This window comes from Henriciella mobilis, from assembly GCF_003576315.1.
GTDB lineage: Bacteria > Pseudomonadota > Alphaproteobacteria > Caulobacterales > Hyphomonadaceae > Henriciella > Henriciella mobilis.
Genome location: NZ_QWFZ01000020.1, coordinates 226,488 through 247,206, shown reverse-complemented (window position 1 = coordinate 247,206; position 20,719 = coordinate 226,488). Strand labels below are relative to the sequence as shown.

The 20,719-nt window shown below is 61.7% G+C and carries 22 protein-coding genes; 18 read left to right on the top strand and 4 right to left on the bottom strand.

Annotated features, from left to right (window positions below; all coding sequences use genetic code 11):
* Positions 1–10 precede the first annotated feature (10 nt).
* Together D1227_RS12150 and D1227_RS12145 are read right to left on the bottom strand one after the other, a co-directional pair.
* On the bottom strand, positions 11–772 hold the full coding sequence (locus D1227_RS12150; RefSeq protein ID WP_119404864.1) for an SDR family NAD(P)-dependent oxidoreductase: 762 nt from the start codon (positions 770–772) through the stop codon (positions 11–13).
* A gap of 11 nt (positions 773–783) precedes the next feature.
* A complete protein-coding gene (locus D1227_RS12145) occupies positions 784–2,517 on the bottom strand; it encodes an IlvD/Edd family dehydratase (RefSeq protein ID WP_119404863.1) in 1,734 nt (577 codons plus the stop codon).
* A 109-nt stretch (positions 2,518–2,626) separates the two neighbouring features.
* Between D1227_RS12145 and D1227_RS12140 the strand changes: the two genes are divergently transcribed.
* The 7 genes from D1227_RS12140 (at position 2,627) to D1227_RS12110 (ending at position 9,801) form a co-directional block, all read left to right on the top strand.
* Positions 2,627–3,343, top strand: coding sequence for a FadR/GntR family transcriptional regulator (locus tag D1227_RS12140; RefSeq protein ID WP_119374784.1), 717 nt, complete (start codon positions 2,627–2,629; stop codon positions 3,341–3,343).
* Positions 3,340–4,335 (top strand): AraD1 family protein, encoded by a 996-nt coding sequence (gene araD1, locus D1227_RS12135; RefSeq protein ID WP_119404862.1) that lies wholly within the window; start codon positions 3,340–3,342, stop codon positions 4,333–4,335. The genes D1227_RS12140 and araD1 overlap by 4 nt, the downstream gene beginning before the upstream one ends.
* A gap of 54 nt (positions 4,336–4,389) precedes the next feature.
* Positions 4,390–5,907, top strand: a complete 1,518-nt coding sequence (locus tag D1227_RS12130) for an alpha-N-arabinofuranosidase (RefSeq protein WP_119404861.1) — start codon at positions 4,390–4,392, stop codon at positions 5,905–5,907.
* 3 nt (positions 5,908–5,910) lie between these two features.
* Positions 5,911–6,966, top strand: a complete 1,056-nt coding sequence (locus tag D1227_RS12125; protein WP_119404860.1) for a glycoside hydrolase family 43 protein — start codon at positions 5,911–5,913, stop codon at positions 6,964–6,966.
* Complete coding sequence (locus D1227_RS12120) at positions 6,963–7,892, top strand: alpha/beta hydrolase (RefSeq protein WP_119404859.1); 930 nt, start codon at positions 6,963–6,965, stop codon at positions 7,890–7,892. Before D1227_RS12125 ends, D1227_RS12120 begins: the two co-directional genes overlap by 4 nt.
* Positions 7,893–7,969: 77 nt before the next feature.
* Positions 7,970–8,977 (top strand): tRNA dihydrouridine(20/20a) synthase DusA, encoded by a 1,008-nt coding sequence (gene dusA / locus D1227_RS12115; protein WP_119404858.1) that lies wholly within the window; start codon positions 7,970–7,972, stop codon positions 8,975–8,977.
* Positions 8,974–9,801: a sulfite exporter TauE/SafE family protein gene (locus D1227_RS12110; RefSeq protein ID WP_233352891.1), complete on the top strand. Its 828-nt coding sequence runs from the start codon at positions 8,974–8,976 to the stop codon at positions 9,799–9,801. The genes dusA and D1227_RS12110 overlap by 4 nt, the downstream gene beginning before the upstream one ends.
* Here D1227_RS12110 and D1227_RS12105 read toward each other — a convergent pair.
* Both D1227_RS12105 and D1227_RS12100 read right to left on the bottom strand, forming a co-directional pair.
* On the bottom strand, positions 9,788–10,324 hold the full coding sequence (locus D1227_RS12105; RefSeq protein ID WP_119404857.1) for a retropepsin-like aspartic protease family protein: 537 nt from the start codon (positions 10,322–10,324) through the stop codon (positions 9,788–9,790). The genes D1227_RS12110 and D1227_RS12105 overlap by 14 nt on opposite strands.
* On the bottom strand, positions 10,321–10,533 hold the full coding sequence (locus D1227_RS12100) for a DUF1289 domain-containing protein (protein WP_119374852.1): 213 nt from the start codon (positions 10,531–10,533) through the stop codon (positions 10,321–10,323). The genes D1227_RS12105 and D1227_RS12100 overlap by 4 nt, the downstream gene beginning before the upstream one ends.
* Before the next feature lie 105 nt (positions 10,534–10,638).
* Here D1227_RS12100 and D1227_RS12095 point away from each other — a divergent pair, with 105 nt between their 5' ends.
* The 11 genes from D1227_RS12095 to D1227_RS12045 all read left to right on the top strand — a co-directional run bounded on the left by D1227_RS12095 (position 10,639) and on the right by D1227_RS12045 (position 20,713).
* Positions 10,639–11,646 carry a nicotinate-nucleotide--dimethylbenzimidazole phosphoribosyltransferase gene (locus D1227_RS12095; RefSeq protein ID WP_119404856.1) on the top strand — a complete coding sequence of 336 codons (1,008 nt, stop codon included), beginning with the start codon at positions 10,639–10,641 and terminating at the stop codon, positions 11,644–11,646.
* 130 nt (positions 11,647–11,776) lie between these two features.
* Complete coding sequence (locus D1227_RS12090; protein WP_119374854.1) at positions 11,777–12,973, top strand: acyl-CoA dehydrogenase family protein; 1,197 nt, start codon at positions 11,777–11,779, stop codon at positions 12,971–12,973.
* Positions 12,974–12,978: 5 nt separating this feature from the next.
* On the top strand, positions 12,979–13,596 hold the full coding sequence (locus tag D1227_RS12085) for a hypothetical protein (protein ID WP_119404855.1): 618 nt from the start codon (positions 12,979–12,981) through the stop codon (positions 13,594–13,596).
* A gap of 2 nt (positions 13,597–13,598) precedes the next feature.
* Positions 13,599–14,279 carry a hypothetical protein gene (locus tag D1227_RS12080; RefSeq protein WP_119455294.1) on the top strand — a complete coding sequence of 227 codons (681 nt, stop codon included), beginning with the start codon at positions 13,599–13,601 and terminating at the stop codon, positions 14,277–14,279.
* 24 nt (positions 14,280–14,303) lie between these two features.
* Entirely contained in the window at positions 14,304–15,461 is a 1,158-nt protein-coding gene (locus tag D1227_RS12075; protein ID WP_119404853.1) for an acyl-CoA dehydrogenase family protein, read from the top strand.
* Positions 15,462–15,541: 80 nt separating this feature from the next.
* Positions 15,542–16,054, top strand: a complete 513-nt coding sequence (locus D1227_RS12070) for a hypothetical protein (protein WP_119404852.1) — start codon at positions 15,542–15,544, stop codon at positions 16,052–16,054.
* An 81-nt stretch (positions 16,055–16,135) separates the two neighbouring features.
* Positions 16,136–16,933 carry a crotonase/enoyl-CoA hydratase family protein gene (locus D1227_RS12065; RefSeq protein WP_119374859.1) on the top strand — a complete coding sequence of 266 codons (798 nt, stop codon included), beginning with the start codon at positions 16,136–16,138 and terminating at the stop codon, positions 16,931–16,933.
* 10 nt (positions 16,934–16,943) lie between these two features.
* Positions 16,944–17,330 (top strand): RidA family protein, encoded by a 387-nt coding sequence (locus tag D1227_RS12060; protein ID WP_119404851.1) that lies wholly within the window; start codon positions 16,944–16,946, stop codon positions 17,328–17,330.
* An 85-nt stretch (positions 17,331–17,415) separates the two neighbouring features.
* Positions 17,416–17,706 carry a putative quinol monooxygenase gene (locus D1227_RS12055; RefSeq protein WP_119374861.1) on the top strand — a complete coding sequence of 97 codons (291 nt, stop codon included), beginning with the start codon at positions 17,416–17,418 and terminating at the stop codon, positions 17,704–17,706.
* 25 nt (positions 17,707–17,731) lie between these two features.
* A complete protein-coding gene (locus tag D1227_RS12050) occupies positions 17,732–19,162 on the top strand; it encodes an MFS transporter (protein WP_119404850.1) in 1,431 nt (476 codons plus the stop codon).
* Between the two features lie 81 nt (positions 19,163–19,243).
* Complete coding sequence (locus D1227_RS12045) at positions 19,244–20,713, top strand: Do family serine endopeptidase (protein WP_233350162.1); 1,470 nt, start codon at positions 19,244–19,246, stop codon at positions 20,711–20,713.
* Positions 20,714–20,719: the final 6 nt, after the last annotated feature.

Sequence of the window (20,719 nt, the reverse complement as noted above, 5' to 3'; positions counted from 1 at the left end):
ATTCTAGAATTCAGATCCAGCCGCCGTCGACTATAAACGACTGGGCCGTACACATCCGCGCATCGTCCGAGGCGAGGAACAGCGCCATGGCGCAGATATCCTGCGGCAGCAGCTCGCTCTTCAGCGACTGACCGCGTTCGATCTCGCGCTTTACCTCTTCGCCGACCCACATTGCCTTTTGCTTCGGTGTCATCACCCAGCCCGGCACCAGCGTGTTGATGCGGATATTGTCGGCGCCGAGATCGCGGGCAAGGCCGCGCGTCATGCCCTCGATGGCGGCCTTGGACGTGGTGTAGCCGGTCATGCCGCCCTGGCATTCATACCAGCTCATCGAGCCGAAATTGACGATGGAGCCGCCGCCGGCCTCAAGCATCTGGGAATGCGCGGCCTTGATCGCGAAGAAGGCGTGGCGGAGATTCACCGCGATCCTGTCATCCCAATAGGCTTCAGTAACCTCGCGAAAATCGTGGCGCGTATCGTCGGCGGCATTGTTGACGAGAACGCTGATCGGGCCGTTCGCCTCGCCGACCTTTGCAATGATGTCGGCAAGCTTGCAGGTGTCGCGTAGATCACATTCGAAGAAGCTGGCGCCGGTTGTGTCTGCAAGGCTTTTGCCCGCATCCTTCTGCAGGTCCACAAAGCTGACCTTTGCCTTCTGGGCTGCAAATGCACTGACCAGCTCGGCGCCGATCCCCGTCGCACCACCCGTAATGAAGACAGTCCGGCCGGCGAGGCTCGGATAGGTGTTTGTAAGTGGGGCAGGGGTGGTCATGGCAGTATTGCTCAATGGGAATGGGGCGGGACGGCGGCGCCCCGGCAGCCAACAAGAAAATCGAAATCGCAGCCTTCATCGGCCTGCAGCACATGCCGGCGGTAGAGGCCTTCATATCCTCCGGCAGGTTGGGCGACGGTACTGGCCCGAAGCTCAGCGAGGCGGGCCTCGAGCTCCTCATCCGGGATATCGAGATGCAACCGGCCCGCGCGCGCATCGAGTTCGATCATGTCGCCATTGCGCACGGCGGCGAGAGGACCGAATTCTGCCGCTTCAGGTGCCACATGCAGGACGACGGTGCCAAAGGCGGTGCCGCTCATCCGCGCGTCCGAAATGCGGACGAGATCGGTGATCCCGCGCTTCAGCAGTTTCGGCGGCAGGCCCATATTCCCGACTTCAGCCATGCCCGGATAGCCTTTCGGTCCACAATTCTTCAGCACCATGACAGAGGTCTCGTCTATGTCGAGATCAGGATCGGCAAAGCGGGCCTTGTAGTCCTTGAAGTCTTCGAAGACGACGGCGCGGCCGCGATGCTTCAGCAGCTCTGGCGTAGCGGCCGAAACCTTCAGCACGGCGCCGCGCGGGGCGAGGTTTCCGCGAAGGATGCAGATGCCGCCGCTTGCGACCAGCGGATTGCCGAGCGGGCGGATGACCTCGTCATTGTGGCAGGGCGCGTCCTTGACGTTCTCCCAGATCGGCTTGCCGTTCGCCGTCAGCGCGCCGCGGTGCAGGAGGCCGAGTTCACCGAGGCGGCGCAGGACGACAGGCAAGCCGCCGGCATAGTAGAATTCCTCCATCAGGAACCGGCCGGAGGGCTGCAGGTCCACAATGGTCGGCACGTCCGCGCCCAGCGTCTGCCAGTCATCAAGCGTGAGATCGACGCCGATCCGCTGGGCGATGGCTTTCAGGTGGATGACGGCGTTCGTCGATCCGCCGATTGCGGCGTTCGCGCGGATCGCGTTCTCGAAGGCTTCGCGGGTAAGGAGCTTGGAGAGGGCAAGGTCTTCCTTCACCATCTCCACGGCGCGCATGCCGGAAAGGTGCGCAAGGCCATAGCGCCGGGAATCGACGGCGGGAATGGCGGCGTTCTCGGGCAGCGTCACACCAAGGGATTCGGCCATGCAGGCCATGGTGGAGGCCGTGCCCATCGTGTTGCAGGAGCCAGCCGAGCGCGACATGGACTGCTCGGCGGCCATGAACTCGTCGAGGCTGATCTCGCCGGCATTGTATTGCTCGTTCATCCGCCAGACGAGCGTGCCGGAGCCGACGGGCTTGCCCTTGTGGTAGCCGTTCAGCATCGGCCCGCCGCTGACGACGATGGCCGGGACATCGCAGCTTGCCGCGCCCATGAGCAAGGCCGGCGTGGTCTTGTCGCAGCCGACCAGCAGCACGACCCCATCGACGGGATTGCCGCGGATCGCCTCCTCGACGTCCATGCTGGCAAGGTTGCGGGTCATCATGGCTGTGGGGCGGAGGTTCGACTCGCCATTCGAGAAGACAGGGAACTCTACCGGCAGGCCGCCCGCCTCGTAGATGCCTTGCTTAACCCGATCGGCAACACCGCGAAGATGTGCGTTGCAGGGGGTGAGTTCAGACCAGGTATTGCAGATGCCGATGACGGGCTTGCCGTCGAACTGATGTGCCGGAAACCCCTGATTCTTCATCCAGGACCGGTACATGAAGCCGTTCTTGTCGGCTGTGCCGAACCAGGCCTGAGACCGGAGTTTCCTCTTCTGGTCAGACATTCAATGCCTCTCCCTGAACCGTTTTTTGCGGCGCTTTCTGAACGCGGCTTGATTTGCGTCATCTGGTCATACAATATGAGTAAGACGCTGCCAACACATCGGTTACCTCATGTCGCTGAAACCTCGAAACCTCACCGAACAACTCGTCGAGACCCTGGGTCTGCGAATTGTCTCGGGCGACTATCCGGTCGGTGATCGTTTGCCGAGCGAGCAGTATTTCGGCGAGGAATTCGACGTTAGCCGGCCCATCCTGCGGGAAGTGACAAAGGTCCTGATGGCCAAGGGGCTGGTGGAGTCGCGTTCGCGGGTCGGGACGACGGTCAGGGCGCGTGAGAACTGGTCGATGCTGGATCCGGACGTGCTGCGCTGGACAATCCAGTCGCTGCCCGAGCAGGACTTCATCGACTCCCTGTTTGATACGCGCATGGTCTATGAGCCGGGCGCTGCGGCGCTGGCGGCGAGGAATGCAAGTGAAGAGGACCTGGTGCGCATCCGCTCAGCCTATGAGGCGATGGAGGAGGCCGATACCACGTCTGATCTCATGGACCCGGACCTTGAATTCCACCAAGCCATTGTCGATGCGACGCAAAACCCGTTTCTCGCCCATATCGGGCGCACGCTCTACAATGCGCTCAAATACTCCATCGAGCTTACCAGCCGCCATCCGCACACCCATGACCTGTCCCTGCCGCGCCACAAGGCGGTCTGCGATGCGATCCTGAAGCGCGACAGCGCAGGGGCGGCGCGTACGATGCAGATCCTCCTCGAAGAGTCGCGCCGGGATTTCGTTCATGTTGCCGGCATTGACGAGACGGATCACCAATGAACCTCGTTCAGTATCTTGACGATTCTGGCGCCGGGCGGGTTGCCTGTGTTCTCGACAGCGAAACGCTGGCGCCGCTGGAGCCTGCGATTTCGCTGTATGACTTTGCTCTCAAAGTGATGGAGCAGGGGCTTCGACTGTCTGACGCTATCCAGGCTTCACTGGGTTCTGGGCGTCTGAATTATGAAGCGCTGCTTCTGGAGGGGCGCATCCTGTCGCCCATTAGCCACCCCGACCCGGCCCACCTTCTGGTCACAGGGACAGGCCTGACCCATCTCGGCAGCGCCGACACCCGCGACGCCATGCATGCGAAGCTCGAAGCGGGCGGGGAAAACCTTACCGATTCCATGAAGATGTTCCGCATGGGGCTTGAAGGCGGCAAGCCGGAAAGCGGGCAGGAGGGTGTGCAGCCGGAATGGTTCTACAAGGGCGACGGGCTGTCGGTCGTCAGGCCTGGTGGAGACCTTGTCTCACCCCGATTTGCGCTTGACGGCGGCGAAGAGCCCGAGATCGCCGGCATCTACATCATCGCGGCGGATGGCCGGCCGCGTCGTCTCGGCTTCTGCCTCGGCAATGAGTTTTCCGACCACACGATGGAGAAGATCAACTATCTATATCTTGCCCATTCGAAGCTGCGCCCCTGCGCTTTCGGGCCAGAGCTGCGGCTCGGCGAGCTGCCTGCCGACATACGGGGCAGGTCGATGATTTCGCGCGATGGAAAAACAGTCTGGGAAAAGCCCTTTGCCAGCGGCAAAGACAATATGAGCCATTCCATCGCCAATCTCGAAGCGCACCATTTCAAATATGAAGGTTTCCGGCGGCCGGGCGACGTGCATGTCCATTTCTTCGGGACGGCGACGTTGAGTTTTGCGGATGGTATCGAAGCCAAGCCGGGGGATGTTTTTGAGATCAGCGCGGAGGGCTTCGGCGCTCCGCTGCGAAACCGCATCGTGGAAGGGCAAGCCCAATCCGACTTCCACCCATTGCCGCTATAAGGCAGGGGCGCCCGGACAGGGGCGAAACAACGAGAATAGATCAGGGAGAAAAGAATGATCCGGTCTGCATTATTAGCGGCAAGCATGATAGCGCTATCGGCGTGTGCGACGATCGAGGCGCAGACGCGTGCCACAGTTGATCCGTCCTCGCCCATCGGCACGATCGCACCAGAAGTGTACGGCCAGTTCCTCGAGCATCTCGGGGCCCAGCCCTATGGCAGCATCTGGGTCGGCGAAGACAGCGATATCCCCAATACGGATGGGATTCGCGACGATGTCTTCGCCGCGCTCGACAAGCTGGACATTCCCGTGATCCGGTGGCCGGGCGGCTGCTATTCGGACCGCTACTATTGGCGTGACGGCATCGGCGAACGGGCACTGCGTACCAACGCCGCCTGGGGTGGGACGCTCGAGCCGAACACGTTCGGGACGCATGAATTCTTCAACCTCGCCGAACGGCTAGGTGCGAAAACCTATCTCAACATCAATATCGGCACCGGCACGCCGAAGGATGCCGCCGACTGGCTGGAATACATCACGGCCACCCGAGGCGACCGCGCCGAGGAACGCCGGTCCAATGGCCGGGACGAGCCATGGACCGTGGATTATCTCGCCATCGGCAATGAGACCTGGGGCTGCGGCGGTCATATCACGCCGGAATACTACGCGGACACGTACGCGCTCTATTCCAGTTTCGCGAAGACCGAGGGCGAGCAGCCCAAGCGCATCATCTCCGGCTCGCATGACGAGAATATCGAATACTCGGACGCCGTATTGAGCCATCCTTACATCGCCGATCTGGCCGAAGGCATTTCCGTGCACGTCTACTCCCTGCCGACCGGCGACTGGGGCGCCAAGGGCGCAGCGGTGGGCTTTCCGGAGGCGGAGTGGATTTCCACCCTGTCACGCGCACTCCGCATGGAGGATGTGATCACGGACCAGATCGCGATGTTCGAAGAGCATGAAGACCTGGGTGACGACTTCGGCCTGTATGTTGACGAATGGGGCACCTGGTACGACCCGGCCACGGAGGACACGCCGGCGCTTTACCAGCAGAACACTATGCGCGACGCGGTCGTCGCGGCCCTCAGCCTCAACATATTCCATGACCATGCTGACCGGGTCGCCATGACCAACATCGCCCAGATGGTGAACGTGCTGCAGGCCATGATCCTGACGGATGGCCCCGACATGGTGCTGACGCCGACCTATCACGTCTTCGAGATGTACAAGCCCTTCCAGGGCGCGACGGCGCTGCCGGTAAGCTACGATGCGCCGGATTACAGCCATGGTGACCACACCATCCCCGCGATCAGCCTTTCGGCGGCGCAAACGCCGGACGGCAAGCTGGTTGTCGCCCTCATCAATTCCGACGCGAAGGCCGCGCACGCCGTTGATATCAGTGCGTTCGGGGCGAGTGCCTTCACGGGACGGATCCTGACAGCGGAAGCCATGGACGCGCACAACACGTTCGAGGCACCGGAGGCTGTCACGCCATCGCCGTTCGAGGTCGAAGGCGGCGTGGCAAACTTGCCGCCGCATTCGGTCGTTGTCCTGACAGAGGAGCAGTGAGTGATGTCTGCCAAACGATCATCGCTGACGACCGGCCTTGCTGCGGTCCTCCTTTCAGCCTGCGTATCGCAGGGCGCACCGGCGGCAAATGAGCCCCGACTGCCGGGGGCCAACCCGCTCTTTTCGGATGCCTTCACAGCCGATCCCGCGCCCATGGTCCATGACGGGCGGGTCTATCTCTATGTCGGCCATGACGAGGCCGGCCCAGACCAGATGTTCAACATCACCGAATGGCTGGTCTATTCCTCCGACGACATGCGCAACTGGACGGCGCATGGCCCGGTCATGAAGCCCACCGACTTTGCGTGGGCCAAGCGCGACGCGTGGGCGTCCGAGGTCGAGGAGAAAGACGGCAAGTTCTACTTCTACACAACGGTCGAGCACGACGACACCGATCCCGGCAAGGCGGTCGGGGTGGCCGTGTCCGACAGTCCGACCGGGCCTTTCGTCGATGCGCGCGGGTCTGCTCTCATCAGCAACAGCATGACGAAGATGGCCGCGCACTCCTGGGATGACATTGATCCGACCGTGTTCCAGGACGATGACGGCACGGCCTGGCTCTGGTGGGGCAACCAGATCCTCTATTATGCGAAGCTTGCGCCGAACATGATCGAGCTCGACGGCCCGATCCAGACGCTCGACATCGCGCCCTACGAGGAAGGCCCCTGGATCCACAAACACAACGGGACCTACTATCTCCTCTACGCCGCGATCCACCGCAGTGTCAGCGAGGATGAGCAGATCCACTATGCGACGGCGCCGAGCATCACCGGTCCGTGGACGCTACAGGGAATGCTCACCGGTTCGGGTGAGAACAGTTTCACCATCCATCCCGGCACGGTCGAGTTCGAAGGCCAGTGGTATCTCTTCTACCACGATGCGTCACAGACGATCGACGGCGTGCCGGGGGCACTCGGCCGCCGCTCCGTCCGCGTCGAATATCTCTACCATAATCCGGACGGCACGCTTCAGCCGGTCGAACAGACGCCCGAGGGCATCAGCGTTCCACCGCAACCTGCGCCCGCAAGCCAGTCCACCGAGGAAGGGCAAAAGCCATGATGATCCGATCCATGATCGCGGCCTTCTGTACCGTTACTTTCGCCGGCCCGGCGCTTGCTCAGGACGGGACGATGTATCCCATGGAGGCGCCTGCCGAGGCTGGAGCGATCCCGTTGAATACAGGCGGCGTGGAAGGCCAGACGGCCAGCGAGTCCTGGTTTCGCCAGTGGGGCGATCCGATGGCGCGCAACATTACCGCAGCCACGCTCACGCCTTTCCTGGCGGACCCGGAGACAGCCACTGGCGCCAGTGTCATCGTCGCGCCGGGTGGGGGCTTCATGTGGCTGTCCATGGGCAATGAAGGCTGGGAAGTCGCCGAGGCGCTTCAGGACAAGGGCATCAACGCGTTCGTCCTGAAATACCGGCTACAGCCGACAGCAGACACACTCGACGCCTTCAAGGAAGAGATGGAACGGCGCTTCGCCGAGGCGGGCAATCGGGACGAGGATGATGACACACCCGCCGGACCGCCGCGCTGGGATCTCTCCAACCAGCTGGAGGATGCCGAAGCCGCTTACGCCATGATCCTTGAAAACAAGGATGAGTGGGGTGTCGATCCGGCGCGGATCGGCATGATCGGCTTTTCCGCCGGCGCTGGCCTAACAATGCACACCACGCTCAATTCGGAGACCGTCGACCTCGCCTTTATCGGCCCGATCTATGGCGGCATGGGCCCGGTCGACGTGCCGGAGGGTGCGCCGCCCATGTTCGCCGCAATCGCGACGGACGATTTCCTGTTCGGCGGCGAGTTTGGCTTGATCCAGTCCTGGTTCGATGCCGGTATCCCGGTTGAGTTCCATCTCTACCAGAATGGCGGCCATGGCTTCGGCCTCGGCAATCCGGACCGCACCAGCAACAAGTGGTTCGATGCCTTCATCCACTGGCTGGACGTGAACGGTTTCCTTGAAGCCAGCTCCGAGGAGTAGCGGGCGAACACCTCGCCGATTTACTGGTAAGGCAATGTGTGCTTGGACGAGGCCCAATTGCCACCTTGCAGGTCGGAATGGTCAAGGACACCTTGCTCGATTACAGATTTTCCGTCGCGCCGATGATGGACTGGACGGACCGGCATTGCCGGATGTTCCATCGTGCATTGTCGAAGCGTGCCTTGCTCTGGACCGAAATGGTGACCGCAGATGCCGTGATCCACGGTGATCGCGACCGCCTGATTGGCTTCAGCGCTGACGAGCACCCGGTTGTGCTGCAGCTTGGCGGTTCGGACCCGCACAAGCTCGCCGAGGCAGCCCGGATCGCGGAAAGCTTCGGCTACGATGAAGTCAACATCAATTGCGGTTGCCCATCGGACCGTGTGCAGTCTGGCCGGTTCGGTGCCTGCCTGATGCAGGAGCCGGCAACCGTGGCCCGCTGTGTCAGCGCGATGCGGCAGGCGGTATCCATTCCTGTGACGGTCAAGTGCCGGGTTGCTGTCGATGATGACCCGCCGCGCGAGACCCTGTTCGGCTTTGTCGATCAGGTCGCCGATGCCGGCTGCGAGGTCTTCACCGTGCATGCGCGCAAGGCCTGGCTCTCCGGGCTCAGCCCGAAGGAGAACCGGGACATCCCGCCGCTTGACTACGGCCTGGTGGCCGACCTCAAAGCCGAGCGGCCCGAGCTCACGATTGTCCTCAATGGCGGAATAAAGACGCTCGGCGAGAGCGCTGAACACCTAAAGACCTTCGACGGCGTCATGCTTGGTCGGGCCGCCTACCAGACGCCCCACGTCCTGACGCATGTCGACCGGCTGCTCGAGACCGGGCAGGGGCATGACGCTTTCGATATGCAGGCCTGTCTGGACGGGCTGCAGGCTTACCGGCCCTATATGGCGGCGCGCCTGGAGGAGGGGGTGAAACTGTCCTCCATGACGCGGCATATGCTGGGCCTCTTCGCAGGCCAGCCTGGCGCAAGAGGCTGGCGGCGTACGCTGTCTGAAAAAGCCGTTCGAGCTGGTGCGGGGCTCGAAGTGCTGGACGAAGCGCTGTCTCATGTTTCGCCGCACGTTGTTCCGGCATGATGGCCGCGTTCGTCTCGGAATACGGCATCCTGCTTGTCTCCCTGATCGCCGCCGGCCTTGCCGCCGGGCTGGCTGCAGGCCTGTTCGGGATCGGTGGCGGAGCGGTCATCGTGCCAGTCCTCTATTTCCTGCTGACGGCGCTCGGCTATGGCGAAACCGCGATGCACGTTGCCATTGCGACGTCGCTTGCGACCATCATCCTGACATCGATCCGCTCCGTCATGGCGCATAACAGGCGGGGGGCGGTGGATTGGGCTGTCATCCGCGGCTGGGCGCCCTGGATCGTGCTGGGCGCCGTTATTGGCCAATCCATTGCAGGCTATGTGTCGAAGGACGTCCTGACGTTCATTTTTGGCGCCCTGCTTCTGGTGCTGGCAATGCAGCTCTATTTCGGACGTCCCAGCTGGCGGCTAGCTGAAGACCTGCCCAAAGGCCCGGCCCGGATGGGACTTGGCAGCGCGCTTGGGACGCTCTCGGCCATCATGGGGATTGGCGGCGGAACGTTCGGCGTAAGCCTGATGACCGTCTGCGGCAGGCCGATCCATCAGGCTGTTGCCACAGCGGCCGGCTTTGGCGTTGCCATCGGATTGCCGGGCGCGGCCGTTGCGATCGGGAATGGCATTGGGAAGGCCGGTCTCCCGCCTTTCTCGCTGGGCCATGTGAACCTGCCCGCCTTCGCGCTGATATCGATCTGCACGGTGACCATGGCGCCGGTCGGCGCGTCCCTCGCTCACAAGCTCGATGCCGGCCTGTTGCGAAAGCTCTTTGGCGTGCTGCTGGTGGTCGTATCGGTTCGGATGGTCTGGAAGGTTATTGGCGGATGATCAGGCGATCGCCGCGGAACTCATAGGAATAAAGCTCGCGCAGGAAGCTCATGCCGAGAAGCGACTGCGTCAGCTCCTCGCGCATCACCATGGCGCTGACATTCTTCACCTCGACCTGACCGATCTTGATGGAGTCGATCCGCACGCTCGCTCCATGAGTAAGGCCACCAGCGGTGCGGATTTCCCAGATATATTCGAGTTCATCGGGCGAAAGCCCCATCTTGCGGGCATCGTCCTGGGTGATCGCGACCGTGCTGGCGCCGGTATCCACCATGAAGTCGACGCTGGCCTTGCGGTTGACCAGCGTTCGCGCCCAGTAGTGGCCATCGTCCCGGATGGAGAGCACGGCCTGGCGCCGTGTTGTGTCGGCAGGCTGGGGTGTCGTGGTCGCGGAGTTGATTTCAGCGGCTGGCCGGCTGGTATCAGGTTCAGGCGTTTCATCGAGTTTCGGCACGACGAAGATGGCGACGGCGCCGGCAATCGCGGCTGCGCTGATCAGCGTGGAGACCAGGCGCGCGCTCATGCGTTCGGGCCAAGCTTTCCGAGCGATTTGAGATGATCCATCCGGTCGCCCAGCACGCTCATCACGTCCTGGCGCTGCTCATGGGTGAGTTTGGTCCAGGTGCCGATTTCCATCAGCGTCCGACCGCATCCAAGACAAAATCCGGTCTGGCCGTCCACGGCGCAGACGGACTGACAGGGCGACATGATGGGAATTGGCTTTTTCGTCATTTCAATTTCACTGTGCGACTTTTGTCGTAGATTGGCAAAAAATCACGAATCTTTCATTGACTTCAACGGGTCTTTCAGGCGGTTTGCGCCCATTCCTATGTGTGAGTGAATACGTTGAGTGACGCAGCCTCTCCTGCAACGCCTTTTGATGATGTGCGCGATTTGGCACTTCGCAAGGTCGAACATGATCCGGCCCCTGCAGAAAGCGTAAGTCAGGCGCTGCTCGGCATGGGGCGCGAGGGCGATTTCGGGCGCCTCGGTGAAGCCGCCGAATGGCTGGCCTACTGGCAGGGCCGGTTTCCGCCGCGCATCGAGAACGCAACGCTTGCCCTGTTCGCTGGCTCGCACGGTATCTCGAGCAAAGAGATCACGCTTTCCAGCGATGACAGTACCCGCTCCAAGGTGGAAGCCCTCCGCGAAGGAAAGGCGCCGCTTTCGGCAATCGCTGCACAGGTTGGCGTAAACATCCGGGTTTTCGAACTTGCCCTCGACAAACCGACGGCGGATTTCGCGGAAGTCCCGGCGATGTCCGAACGCGAGTGCGCGGCGACGATTGCCTATGGTTTCGAGGCTCTTGAGGGAAAGCCGGACCTCCTCGCCCTCGGTGTCATCGGTGCCGGAATCGGGACGTCTGCGGCGGCCGTGGCCTGCGCGCTTTATGGCGGCACCGCCAATTACTGGGTTCGCCCCGGGCCCCAGACTCCCAAGGATGTCAGCGCATCTCGCACCGAACTCGTGAACAAGGCCCTGGCGACGCATCGCGGCCACCTGGATGATCCGCTGGAGGCTTTGCGCTGCCTTGGCGGGCGTGAGCTGGCCGCTTGCGTTGGTGCCATCCTGGCCGCGCGCATCCAGTCTGTGCCGGTCGTCCTCGATGGCTTCGCCACGACAATTGCGGCTGGCGTTGTCCATGCCATCAATCCGGATGCCGTGGCGCATGTGCTGTCGGGACATGTGACGAAACGTCCAGCCCATGAGGCCGCGCTTGAGCGCATCGCCATGAGGCCGCTCCTGCCGTTCGAATTCAATACTGGCGGGGGCATGGGGTCGGCTGCCGCTGTCGGTGTTCTGAAGACAGCATGCGCGCCTTTTCTGGGCCAGCCGGCGAATTAAGTCCGGAGAAACTGCTAAATCGGGTGCGACAAGGCTTACGTTGACGTCCGCGTCAACTTGCTTTCGTTCCATCGTGCAGGCAGAAGGGAACGAAATACCAAATAAGAAAATCGATCGCGAGGATAAGCGTATGAACCTGGAATTCACCCCGGAGGAAGTCGAGTTTCGCAAGGAGGTCCGGGCCTTCATCGAAGAAAACTACCCCAAGCACCTGCGCGGTGTCGGGGCACGAGAGGATCTCGGCAAGGACGACATGCTCGCCTGGCACCAGATTCTCGGCGAAAAGGGCTGGTCTGTTCCGGCCTGGCCAGAGAAGTATGGCGGCACGGGCTGGACCCCGACCCAGCGCTACATCTGGTCTGAAGAGAATGCCCGCATGGACACCATCATGCCGCTGCCTTTCGGCGTCTCGATGGTCGGCCCGGTGATCTACACCTTCGGCTCAGAGGAAATGAAGGCCAAGCATCTTCCGGGTATCCGTTCCGGCAAGGTCTGGTGGTGCCAGGGCTATTCAGAGCCGGGCGCAGGCTCCGACCTCGCTTCGCTGAAGACGACGGCCGTGCGCGACGGTGACCACTATGTGATCAACGGCCAGAAGACCTGGACGACGCTCGCCCAGCACGCAGACTGGGGCTTCTTCCTCTGCCGCACCGATCCAAACGCTGCCAAGCCGCAGGAAGGTATCAGCTTCATCCTCGCCGACATGAATACGCCGGGTATCGAGGTGAAGCCGATCAAGACCATCGATGGTGGCCATGAGGTCAACGAGACCTGGCTGACCGATGTTCGCGTGCCGGTGGAGAACCTCGTCGGCAAGGAGAATGAAGGCTGGACCTATGCCAAGTTCCTGCTCGCGCATGAGCGCTCCGGCATTGCTGGCGTGGCCCGTTCCAAGCGCGGCGTCGAAAAGCTGCGTGCGATCGCCTCGACGGAGCTGCTCGACGGCAAGCCGCTGATCAAGGATGACGATTTCATCCGCAAGATCAGCCAGCTCGAAATCGACCTGACAGCGCTCGAGTTCACCGAGCTGCGGACGCTGGCTGGCGAAGCGCAGGGCAAGGGCCCCGGCCCGGAAAGCTCGATCCTCAAGGTGAAGGGCACGGAAATCCAGCAGCGCCTGACCGAGCTGACCCTGGAAGCGGTCGGCCATTATGGCCACCCGTATTTCCGCGGCTTCCCCGAGGACGGCTCGAACGAATTCCCGATCGGGCCGGACTATGCCCATCAGGCCGCGCCGACCTATTTCAACATGCGCAAGACGTCCATCTACGGCGGCTCGAACGAGATCCAGCGCAACATCATCACCAAGATGATCCTGGGGCTGTAGACCCAATGGTGCGTGCACTCATCCTGCTTGTCATGTCGATTGCATCTGCGCAGGTGAGTGCCGCCCAGCAGGGATTCCAGTCTCCGCAGCCGGGCACCATGATTACCTGGAAGTACGAGTTCGGCGACCAGACCTATATCCGGTTGAATGAAGTCGTCATCTCCGGAGAAGACTTCATCATTTACGATCCGGACATTCAGCGCTCCAGCGGTGAAGCGGCGGACTACATCGTCGAGTTTTCGGGGGTGCATTCGCAGTCGTGCGACCAGCCACTGCCCGGCGATGAAGACCGGGCGGCGCTGTCGGCGATCTGGCCCCTGATTCCGGGTGCTTCGGCCTCCGTGCGCACAGGGGTCAAAAGCGTCTACAGCGTTGCAGAGCCGATGAAGGTTGAGCTCATTTCCAATATCGAGGGGGCCGGTGATGCATTGTCGGTCCAGACGGCGTATGGCGAGGCCGAAATGACCCTTGCTGTCTCGCCGGTTCTCGGTATGCCGGTTCAGGTCGTCTGGGCATCGGGTGACAAGGGCCAGGTGCTGGAAGTGATCGAGCCTCAAGGGGGCTTGAGCCCGACCGACATGGCTGGCCAGGACCTTGGATACTGCTCGGAGCTTCTGGAGTGAAAGTGAACGAGATACCCAAAGGCGCGGCATCGGGCTTCAGGTCGTTTCCGGTTGCTCCGGTCGCCGCTGCTGCTGTCCTGGCAAGCCTGTCTTGTCCCGCCTCGGCGGACGAGCCGGCCTTGCCGGAACTGGAGGCCGGTTCGTCTGTCTTCTGGTCGTCCAGCACCGGCGGCAGCGCGGATACGTTCCGCGAGCGTGTGGTTCTCACTGGAGACGACTGGGTACTGTACCAGAGCATCTTCGACACTGAAGAAGACGAGGCGATGTCACCCGACAGCCTTTTCCTGCTCTATGGCGGCATCGACTATCGCAGCTGCTTTGACACGCCGCTGCCGACCGAAGCCGAACGTGACGCCATCAAGGCGCTGCGGCCATTCAGCGAAGGTGCAACGGTCGAACTCGCATCGCTGGAAGACGATCCCGTGGTGCGGGTTGGAGCCGCCACGGAATACTTTCTTATGGGGCAGACGCATCCGGCCCATGAGGTCCTGATCGACTACGGGGATGAAGACCTGAATGAGAAACTTGTTGTCCTTGATGACTATCCGCTGACGGTGGTTATCGACTGGGATGATAGCAGCCAGGACCGCGTGATGATGGTGTCTGGTGCCAAAACGACCAAGATCACGCCGCCCACGGCAAGCCAGCTCGGCGCCTGTGCGGCCATACTCGACGAATATTGAACAAAGGGAATTTGGAGGAAACCGATGGATTTCAACTTTTCAGAAGAACAGACAATGATCCGCGACAGCCTGGCCCGGCTGCTTCGCGATCAATATGACTTCGACACCCGCCGCAAGGTCTCGGAAAGTGATGCAGGCTGGCGTCCGGAGATGTGGCAGCAATTCGCCGAACTCGGCCTTCTCGCTGCGCCGTTTTCAGAAGACGATGGCGGTCTTGGCGGCGGCGCCGTCGACTCCATGGTCATCATGGAAGAATTCGGCAAGGCCCTGGTCGTCGAACCCTATGTCCCGACGATCGTCTGCGCTGGCGGATTCCTGAAGCATGCGGGCACGCCCGCCCAGAAGGAAGAGCACCTCACGGCGATCATCGGCGGTGAGCGTGTCTTCGCTTTCGCCTATGCTGAGCCGCGTGGCCGCTATGACCTGCACGACCTCGAGACGATGGCGAAGAAGGAAGACGGCAGCTATGTGATCAACGGTCACAAGGCCGTTGTGATTGGCGCGCCGTGGGCGAGCCACCTCATCGTGACCGCCCGCACATCGGGCGACCGTCGCGACAAGAACGGCATTTCCGTCTTCATCGTCGAGAAAGACGCCGATGGCGTCACGACGCGTGACTACCCGACAGTCGATGGCCGCCGCGCATCCGAGGTCTACTTCGAGAATGTGACAGTGCCGGCCGATGCCCTCATCGGCGAGGAAGGCAAGGCCCTGCCGCTGATCGAGCGGGTTGTCGACGAAGCCACCGTCGCCGTCTGTGCCGAGGCCATGGGCGCCATGGGCGTCGCCCACCAGATGACCGTTGAGTATTCCAAGCAGCGCAAGCAGTTTGGCATCGCCATCGGCAAGTTCCAGGTCCTTCAGCACCGTATGGTCGACATGTTCATGGAGCATGAGCAGTCGATTTCCATGACCTATATGGCGACGCTGAAGCTCGATGAGGATGAAGTCACGCGCAAGAAGGCGGTTTCCGGTGCCAAGGTCCGGATCGGCCAGGGCGGGCGTTTTGTCGGCCAGGAAGCGATCCAGATCCATGGCGGCATGGGCATGACGGACGAACTGGCTGTTGGCCACTATTTCAAGCGCCTGACCATGATCGACAGCGAGTTTGGCAATATCGATCACCATATGCGCCGCTACACGGCGCTCAGTGGCGAAGTCGAGAAGGTCGCTGCCGAGTAAGTCGTCCAAAAGCTTTCATTTGACGCAAGGACCCGTCCTGCCCAAGCTGGCAGGGCGGGTCTTTTTTATCGGGAGGATACATGTACAGGAAATCTCTCGTCACGGCGCTGGCGGCGCTTGGGCTCTCTGCGGGGGCCAATGCACAGGGCAGTGGTCAGCCCGAACCGTGCAGCTCGCCGCCCTATGAGGCTTTTGACTTCTGGCTCGGCGAATGGACCGTGACCGATCTGGCCGAGCAGCCGGCTGGAACGAATATCATCACGAAGGAAGAGCGCGGCTGTCTGATCGTCGAACACTGGACGAACACGGCTGGCGGCACCGGGCAGAGCTACAATTATTACGACCCGGGCGACAAGAAGTGGCACCAGCTCTGGGTCAGCGCCGGCTCGGTCATCGAGTATTCCGGCGGGATCAACCAGAGAGGCCACATGTTGCTCGAAGGTGAGATCAAGTACCGCAATGGAACGACCTTCCCCTTCAGGGGCAGCTGGGTCCCCAATGATGACGGCTCGGTCACGCAGCACTTCGAGCAGTACAATCCCGAAACCGAGGAATGGGACGACTGGTTCATCGGAACTTACCGGAAGTCGTAAGGTCAGGGCTCGACATCAGGGCAGCCAGCCTGCCATAGACCATCCCGGAACCTTCATCAGATTATCCGGGAGCGCTGCACCATGTCCGTCATCAAACTTGAAAAATCCGGCCCGATTGCGACCCTGACGCTGACCCGGCCGGACATGATGAACGCGCTCGGCCAGGAAGGCGACGGTCCTGCCGTGGCCGCGGCTTGCGCCGAGATCGAGGCAGACCCGGCGATCCGTGTCGCAATCCTGACGGGCGAGGGAAAGGCCTTCTCGGCCGGCGGCGACGTCAAGGCCATGCGTGACCGCAAAGGCGCCTTTGGCGGCAGCCCGAACGACATCCGCAATGGCTATCGCCGCAACATCCACCTGGTGGTCAAGTCGCTCTACAATCTTGAAGTGCCGCTGATTGCTGCGGTGAATGGTGCGGCAATCGGCCTTGGCTGCGACGTCGCCTGCATGGCCGATGTCCGGATCGCCGCCGATCATGCGAAATTTGGTGTGACCTTCCTGAAGCTCGGCCTCATTCCCGGCGACGGCGGGGCCTGGCTGCTTCCGCGCATTATCGGCAACTCGCGCGCGGCGCAGCTGCTTTTTACCGGTGACGTTATCGACGCACAGACGGCCAAGGAATGGGGGCTGGTCTCCGATGTCGTGCCGGGTGACCAGCTGATGGACGAGACCATGAAGCTCGCCGAACGCATGGCTGTCCAGCCGCCGCAGTCCCTACGCCTTGCCAAGACGCTGCTGCGTCACGGCCAGAGCGCCTCCTATGACACGATCATGGAGCTGTCGGCGGCCTCGCAAGCCCTCATGCACGAGACCGAGGACCACATGGAAGGCGTGAACGCCATTCTCGAAAAACGCGCGCCGAAGTTTGAAGGCAAATAGCCTGACCGCCATGCCGTCGCCGCGCCGCCTGATTTCTACCGGTTCGCCCTTTGAAGGGACTTTGGGCTATTCGCGCGCGGTGGTGCAGGGCGACTGGTGTTTCGTGTCCGGCGTGACCGGCTACGACTATGCGACGATGGCCATGCCAGAAGATGCTGCCGCGCAGGCCGAAGCGTGTTTTGCCACCATTTCGCGCGTCCTGGATGAAGCGGGCTTCGGAATGAGTGATATCGTCCGTGTCCAGTACACAGTGGTCGACAGAGGCCTGGTCGACGCCATCGCGCCCGTACTCGGCCGGCATCTCGGGACGATCCGCCCGGCCGCGACCATGGTGGTCGCCGGGCTGATTGCGCCGGAAATGAAGATCGAAATCGAGGTGACCGCCTTTCGGGGCTGAGCGCCCGCATCCGCGACGTCATGGCTTGCCCGGCCGAAACAGTTGGTTATGGTTCTACAAACAGAAAAATCACTGGGAGGACTGCATGATCGGAGTTGTCGCGAAACTGACCATCGCCGAAGGGAAGAACGCCGAGTTTGAAGAGGTCGGCAAGGATCTCATGGCAAAGGTCAAGGCAAACGAATCCGGCACGCTGACCTACCAGCTCTACAAATCGAAATCCGACCCGCAGACTTACATCTTCATGGAGGAGTATGCCTCCGAGGATGCACTCAAGGCACACGGCCAGACCGACTACTTCAAGGCAGCCGGCGCCAAACTGGGCGCCTGTCTCGCAGGTCGCCCGGAAATCGAATACTTCGACATCGTCGAATAGGCGCTGAGCCGGTTCGGCGCGCATAATGGCTGAGCATAGAGCCCCCGGATTTCTCACCCGCCTCGCCTATGGCGTAGGCGGCGCGGCAGGTGGCATCAAGAATAACGGCTTCGAATATGTGCTGCTGTTATTCTACAGCCAGGTGCTCGGCCTGTCGGCGGTTCTCGTGGCAGCGGCGCTTTGGATTGCGCTGCTGATCGATGCCGTTTCCGACCCGATTGTCGGCTACTGGTCGGACAATCTGCGTACCAAGTGGGGCCGCCGCCACCCGCTCATGTACACGGCGATGATCCCGGTCACGATCGCCTATTTCTTTGTCTGGAATCCGCCCGGAGACCTTTCCGGGCTCGGCCTGTTTGCCTGGCTCCTCGGATTCACGGTCGCTGTGCGCCTGATGTACACCCTGTTCGAAGTGCCGAGCACAGCGCTCGCAGCGGAGCTGACCCAGGATTACGACGCGCGCACATCACTGATGTCGTTCCGTTATTTCTTTGCCTGGGTTGGCGGCCTGACCGTCCAGATCATCCTGTTCCTGTTCCTTCTGAAGCCGAGCGAAGGCGACCCCTCGGGCTTCTTCCATATTACCGGCTGGCACACTTATGGCCTGCTTGGTGCCTGTTGTATCCTGGCGTCGATCACCGTCACGTCCTTCGGGACGCACCGGCATATTCCCCACCTCAAGGCGCCCCCTGCGCCTCGCAAGCTCACCCCGTTGAAAGTGCTGGGTGAGATCTGGGAGACGGTGTCCAACCCCTCGTTCCGGGCCCTGTTTCTCGCAACGCTGTTCGGGTTGCTGGCATCCGGCGTCTCGGCAACCTTGAACCAGTACATCAATGGCTTCTTCTGGGAGTTCTCGAATACCCAGATCACCGGACTGACCGCAGCCGTCTATGTTTCGTCGATCCTCGCGCTCGTTCTCGCGCCGATCGCCGGCCGCATCTTCGGCAAGAAGCGCGCGGCCATCACCATCGGCATCCTCGCGTTCACGATAGCGCCTATGCCGGTCATCGCACGCCAGTTCGGTCTCTTGCCGCCGAATGGCTCAGACGAACTCTACATGATTGTGCTTGGTATCACCGTCTTCGACCTGGCCCTGATCATCGCTTACCAGATGCTCGCCGCGTCCATGGTGGCTGATATTGTCGAGCAGAACGAACTCGTGACCGGGCGGCGGTCCGAGGGCATCTACTTCGCGGGCATCAGCTTCATGCGCAAGCTCGCCCAGGGCGTGGGTGTGCTGACTGCGTCCTTCATCCTTGCCGTTGCTGCCATCACGCCCGGCATGCGGGCTTCGCAGGCAAGCGACGAAGCCGTGCGGACACTCGGCTGGGGCTATGCGCTGACCTTGTTGTCGCTATGGATGATCATGATTGTGTGCGTCAGCTTTTACCGGATCAGCCGCGAGGACCACGAGAATAATCTGCGGGCATTGGCAGAGCGCGACCAGGCCACTTGATTGCTGCGGCCGGAACGTCTTTCTGAATTGTCATGAATTGCCTGATTGCGCCCCCGGCGGCGCCGCAATAGAGCCATTTTCATGATGCAAACCAACACCATGACCCGCCATGTTTCGAAACTGCTTCTGGTGAGTGTGGTCGCTGTGCTCGCCCTGCTTGCAGTTCTTATCAGCCCGCTCTTCTCAGCCGGACAGGCTGGCGCGCAGGGCGTCAGTTTCTTCGGCAACGATACCGACAAGCAGGTGCCTCAGACCCACGCGCAGGTGGAGCTGTCCTATGCGCCACTCGTCAAGAAGGTCTCGCCGGCGGTGGTGAACGTCTACACAAAGAAAGTCGTTCGCCAGAACGTTTCACCCTTTGCCAATGACCCGATCTTCCGGGAGTTTTTCGGAGCCCCTCAGGAGCGTGTCCAGAATTCGCTCGGCTCCGGGGTGATCGTCTCTGATGACGGCGTGATCGTCACCAATAACCACGTTGTGGCCGATGCCGACGAGTTGCTCGTCGTCCTCTCGGATCGCCGCGAATACGAGGCAGAGCTCATCCTTGCTGATGAGCGTACCGACCTTGCCGTGCTGCGCATCGACACCGAAGGCGATCCGCTTCCGACCGTACAGTATGGCGACACGCGTGATACGGAAGTCGGCGACATCGTTCTGGCCATCGGTAACCCGTTCGGCGTGGGGCAGACGGTCACCAGCGGCATCATCTCCGCGACGGCGCGGACCGATGTCGGCGTGTCCGACTACGCCTTCTTCCTGCAGACCGATGCGGCAGTGAACCCCGGCAATTCCGGTGGCGCGCTGGTCAATACGAAGGGTGAGCTGGTCGGCATCAATTCCGCCATCTTCTCGCGCTCTGGCGGCTCGAACGGCATTGGATTTGCCATCCCGGCCGAGATGGTCAAGCGGGTCGTCGATGCTGCGGTCAACGAGGGGCGTATTGTCCGCCCATGGCTCGGTCTGAAGGCGCAATCGGTGACCTATGACATCGCCAAGTCGCAGGGCATGAACCGGCCGGTCGGCGTGATGGTGACGGAAGTCTTCGATGATGGCCCGGCCGACGAGGCGGGCTTGAAGCGCGGCGACCTGATCACGGAGATCGATGGCCGCGAGGTTTTTGACGAGAACGGCCTGAAATTCCTCGCCGCGACGCGTTCACCCGGAGAGGTCTCCCAGCTGAAAGTCCTGCATGGCGGGCGCTATGAGACCGTCGGTGTCACGCTCGCGCCGCCACCGGGAGCGACCAAGGCTGAACTTGAGCTGCTGGAAGGCCGCCATCCGTTTTCCGGTGCGGAAGTTGCCGAGCTTTCCCCCCGCCTCGCTGAGGAGATGGGCCGCGATCCATTCGTGACAGGGGTGCTCGTAACCCGGATCCTGCGCGGCGCATATGCCTGGAGGGTTGTGCGCCCCGGCGACCTGATCGTCTCGGTCAACAATGCGCCGATCAAGACCTTGGAGCAGCTGGACGAGGCCCTCGATACCGATGCGTCGCGCTGGGCGATCGAGCTTGATCGCAATGGCCGCCGGATTGCCGGCACGGTAACCCTGTAAAACCGG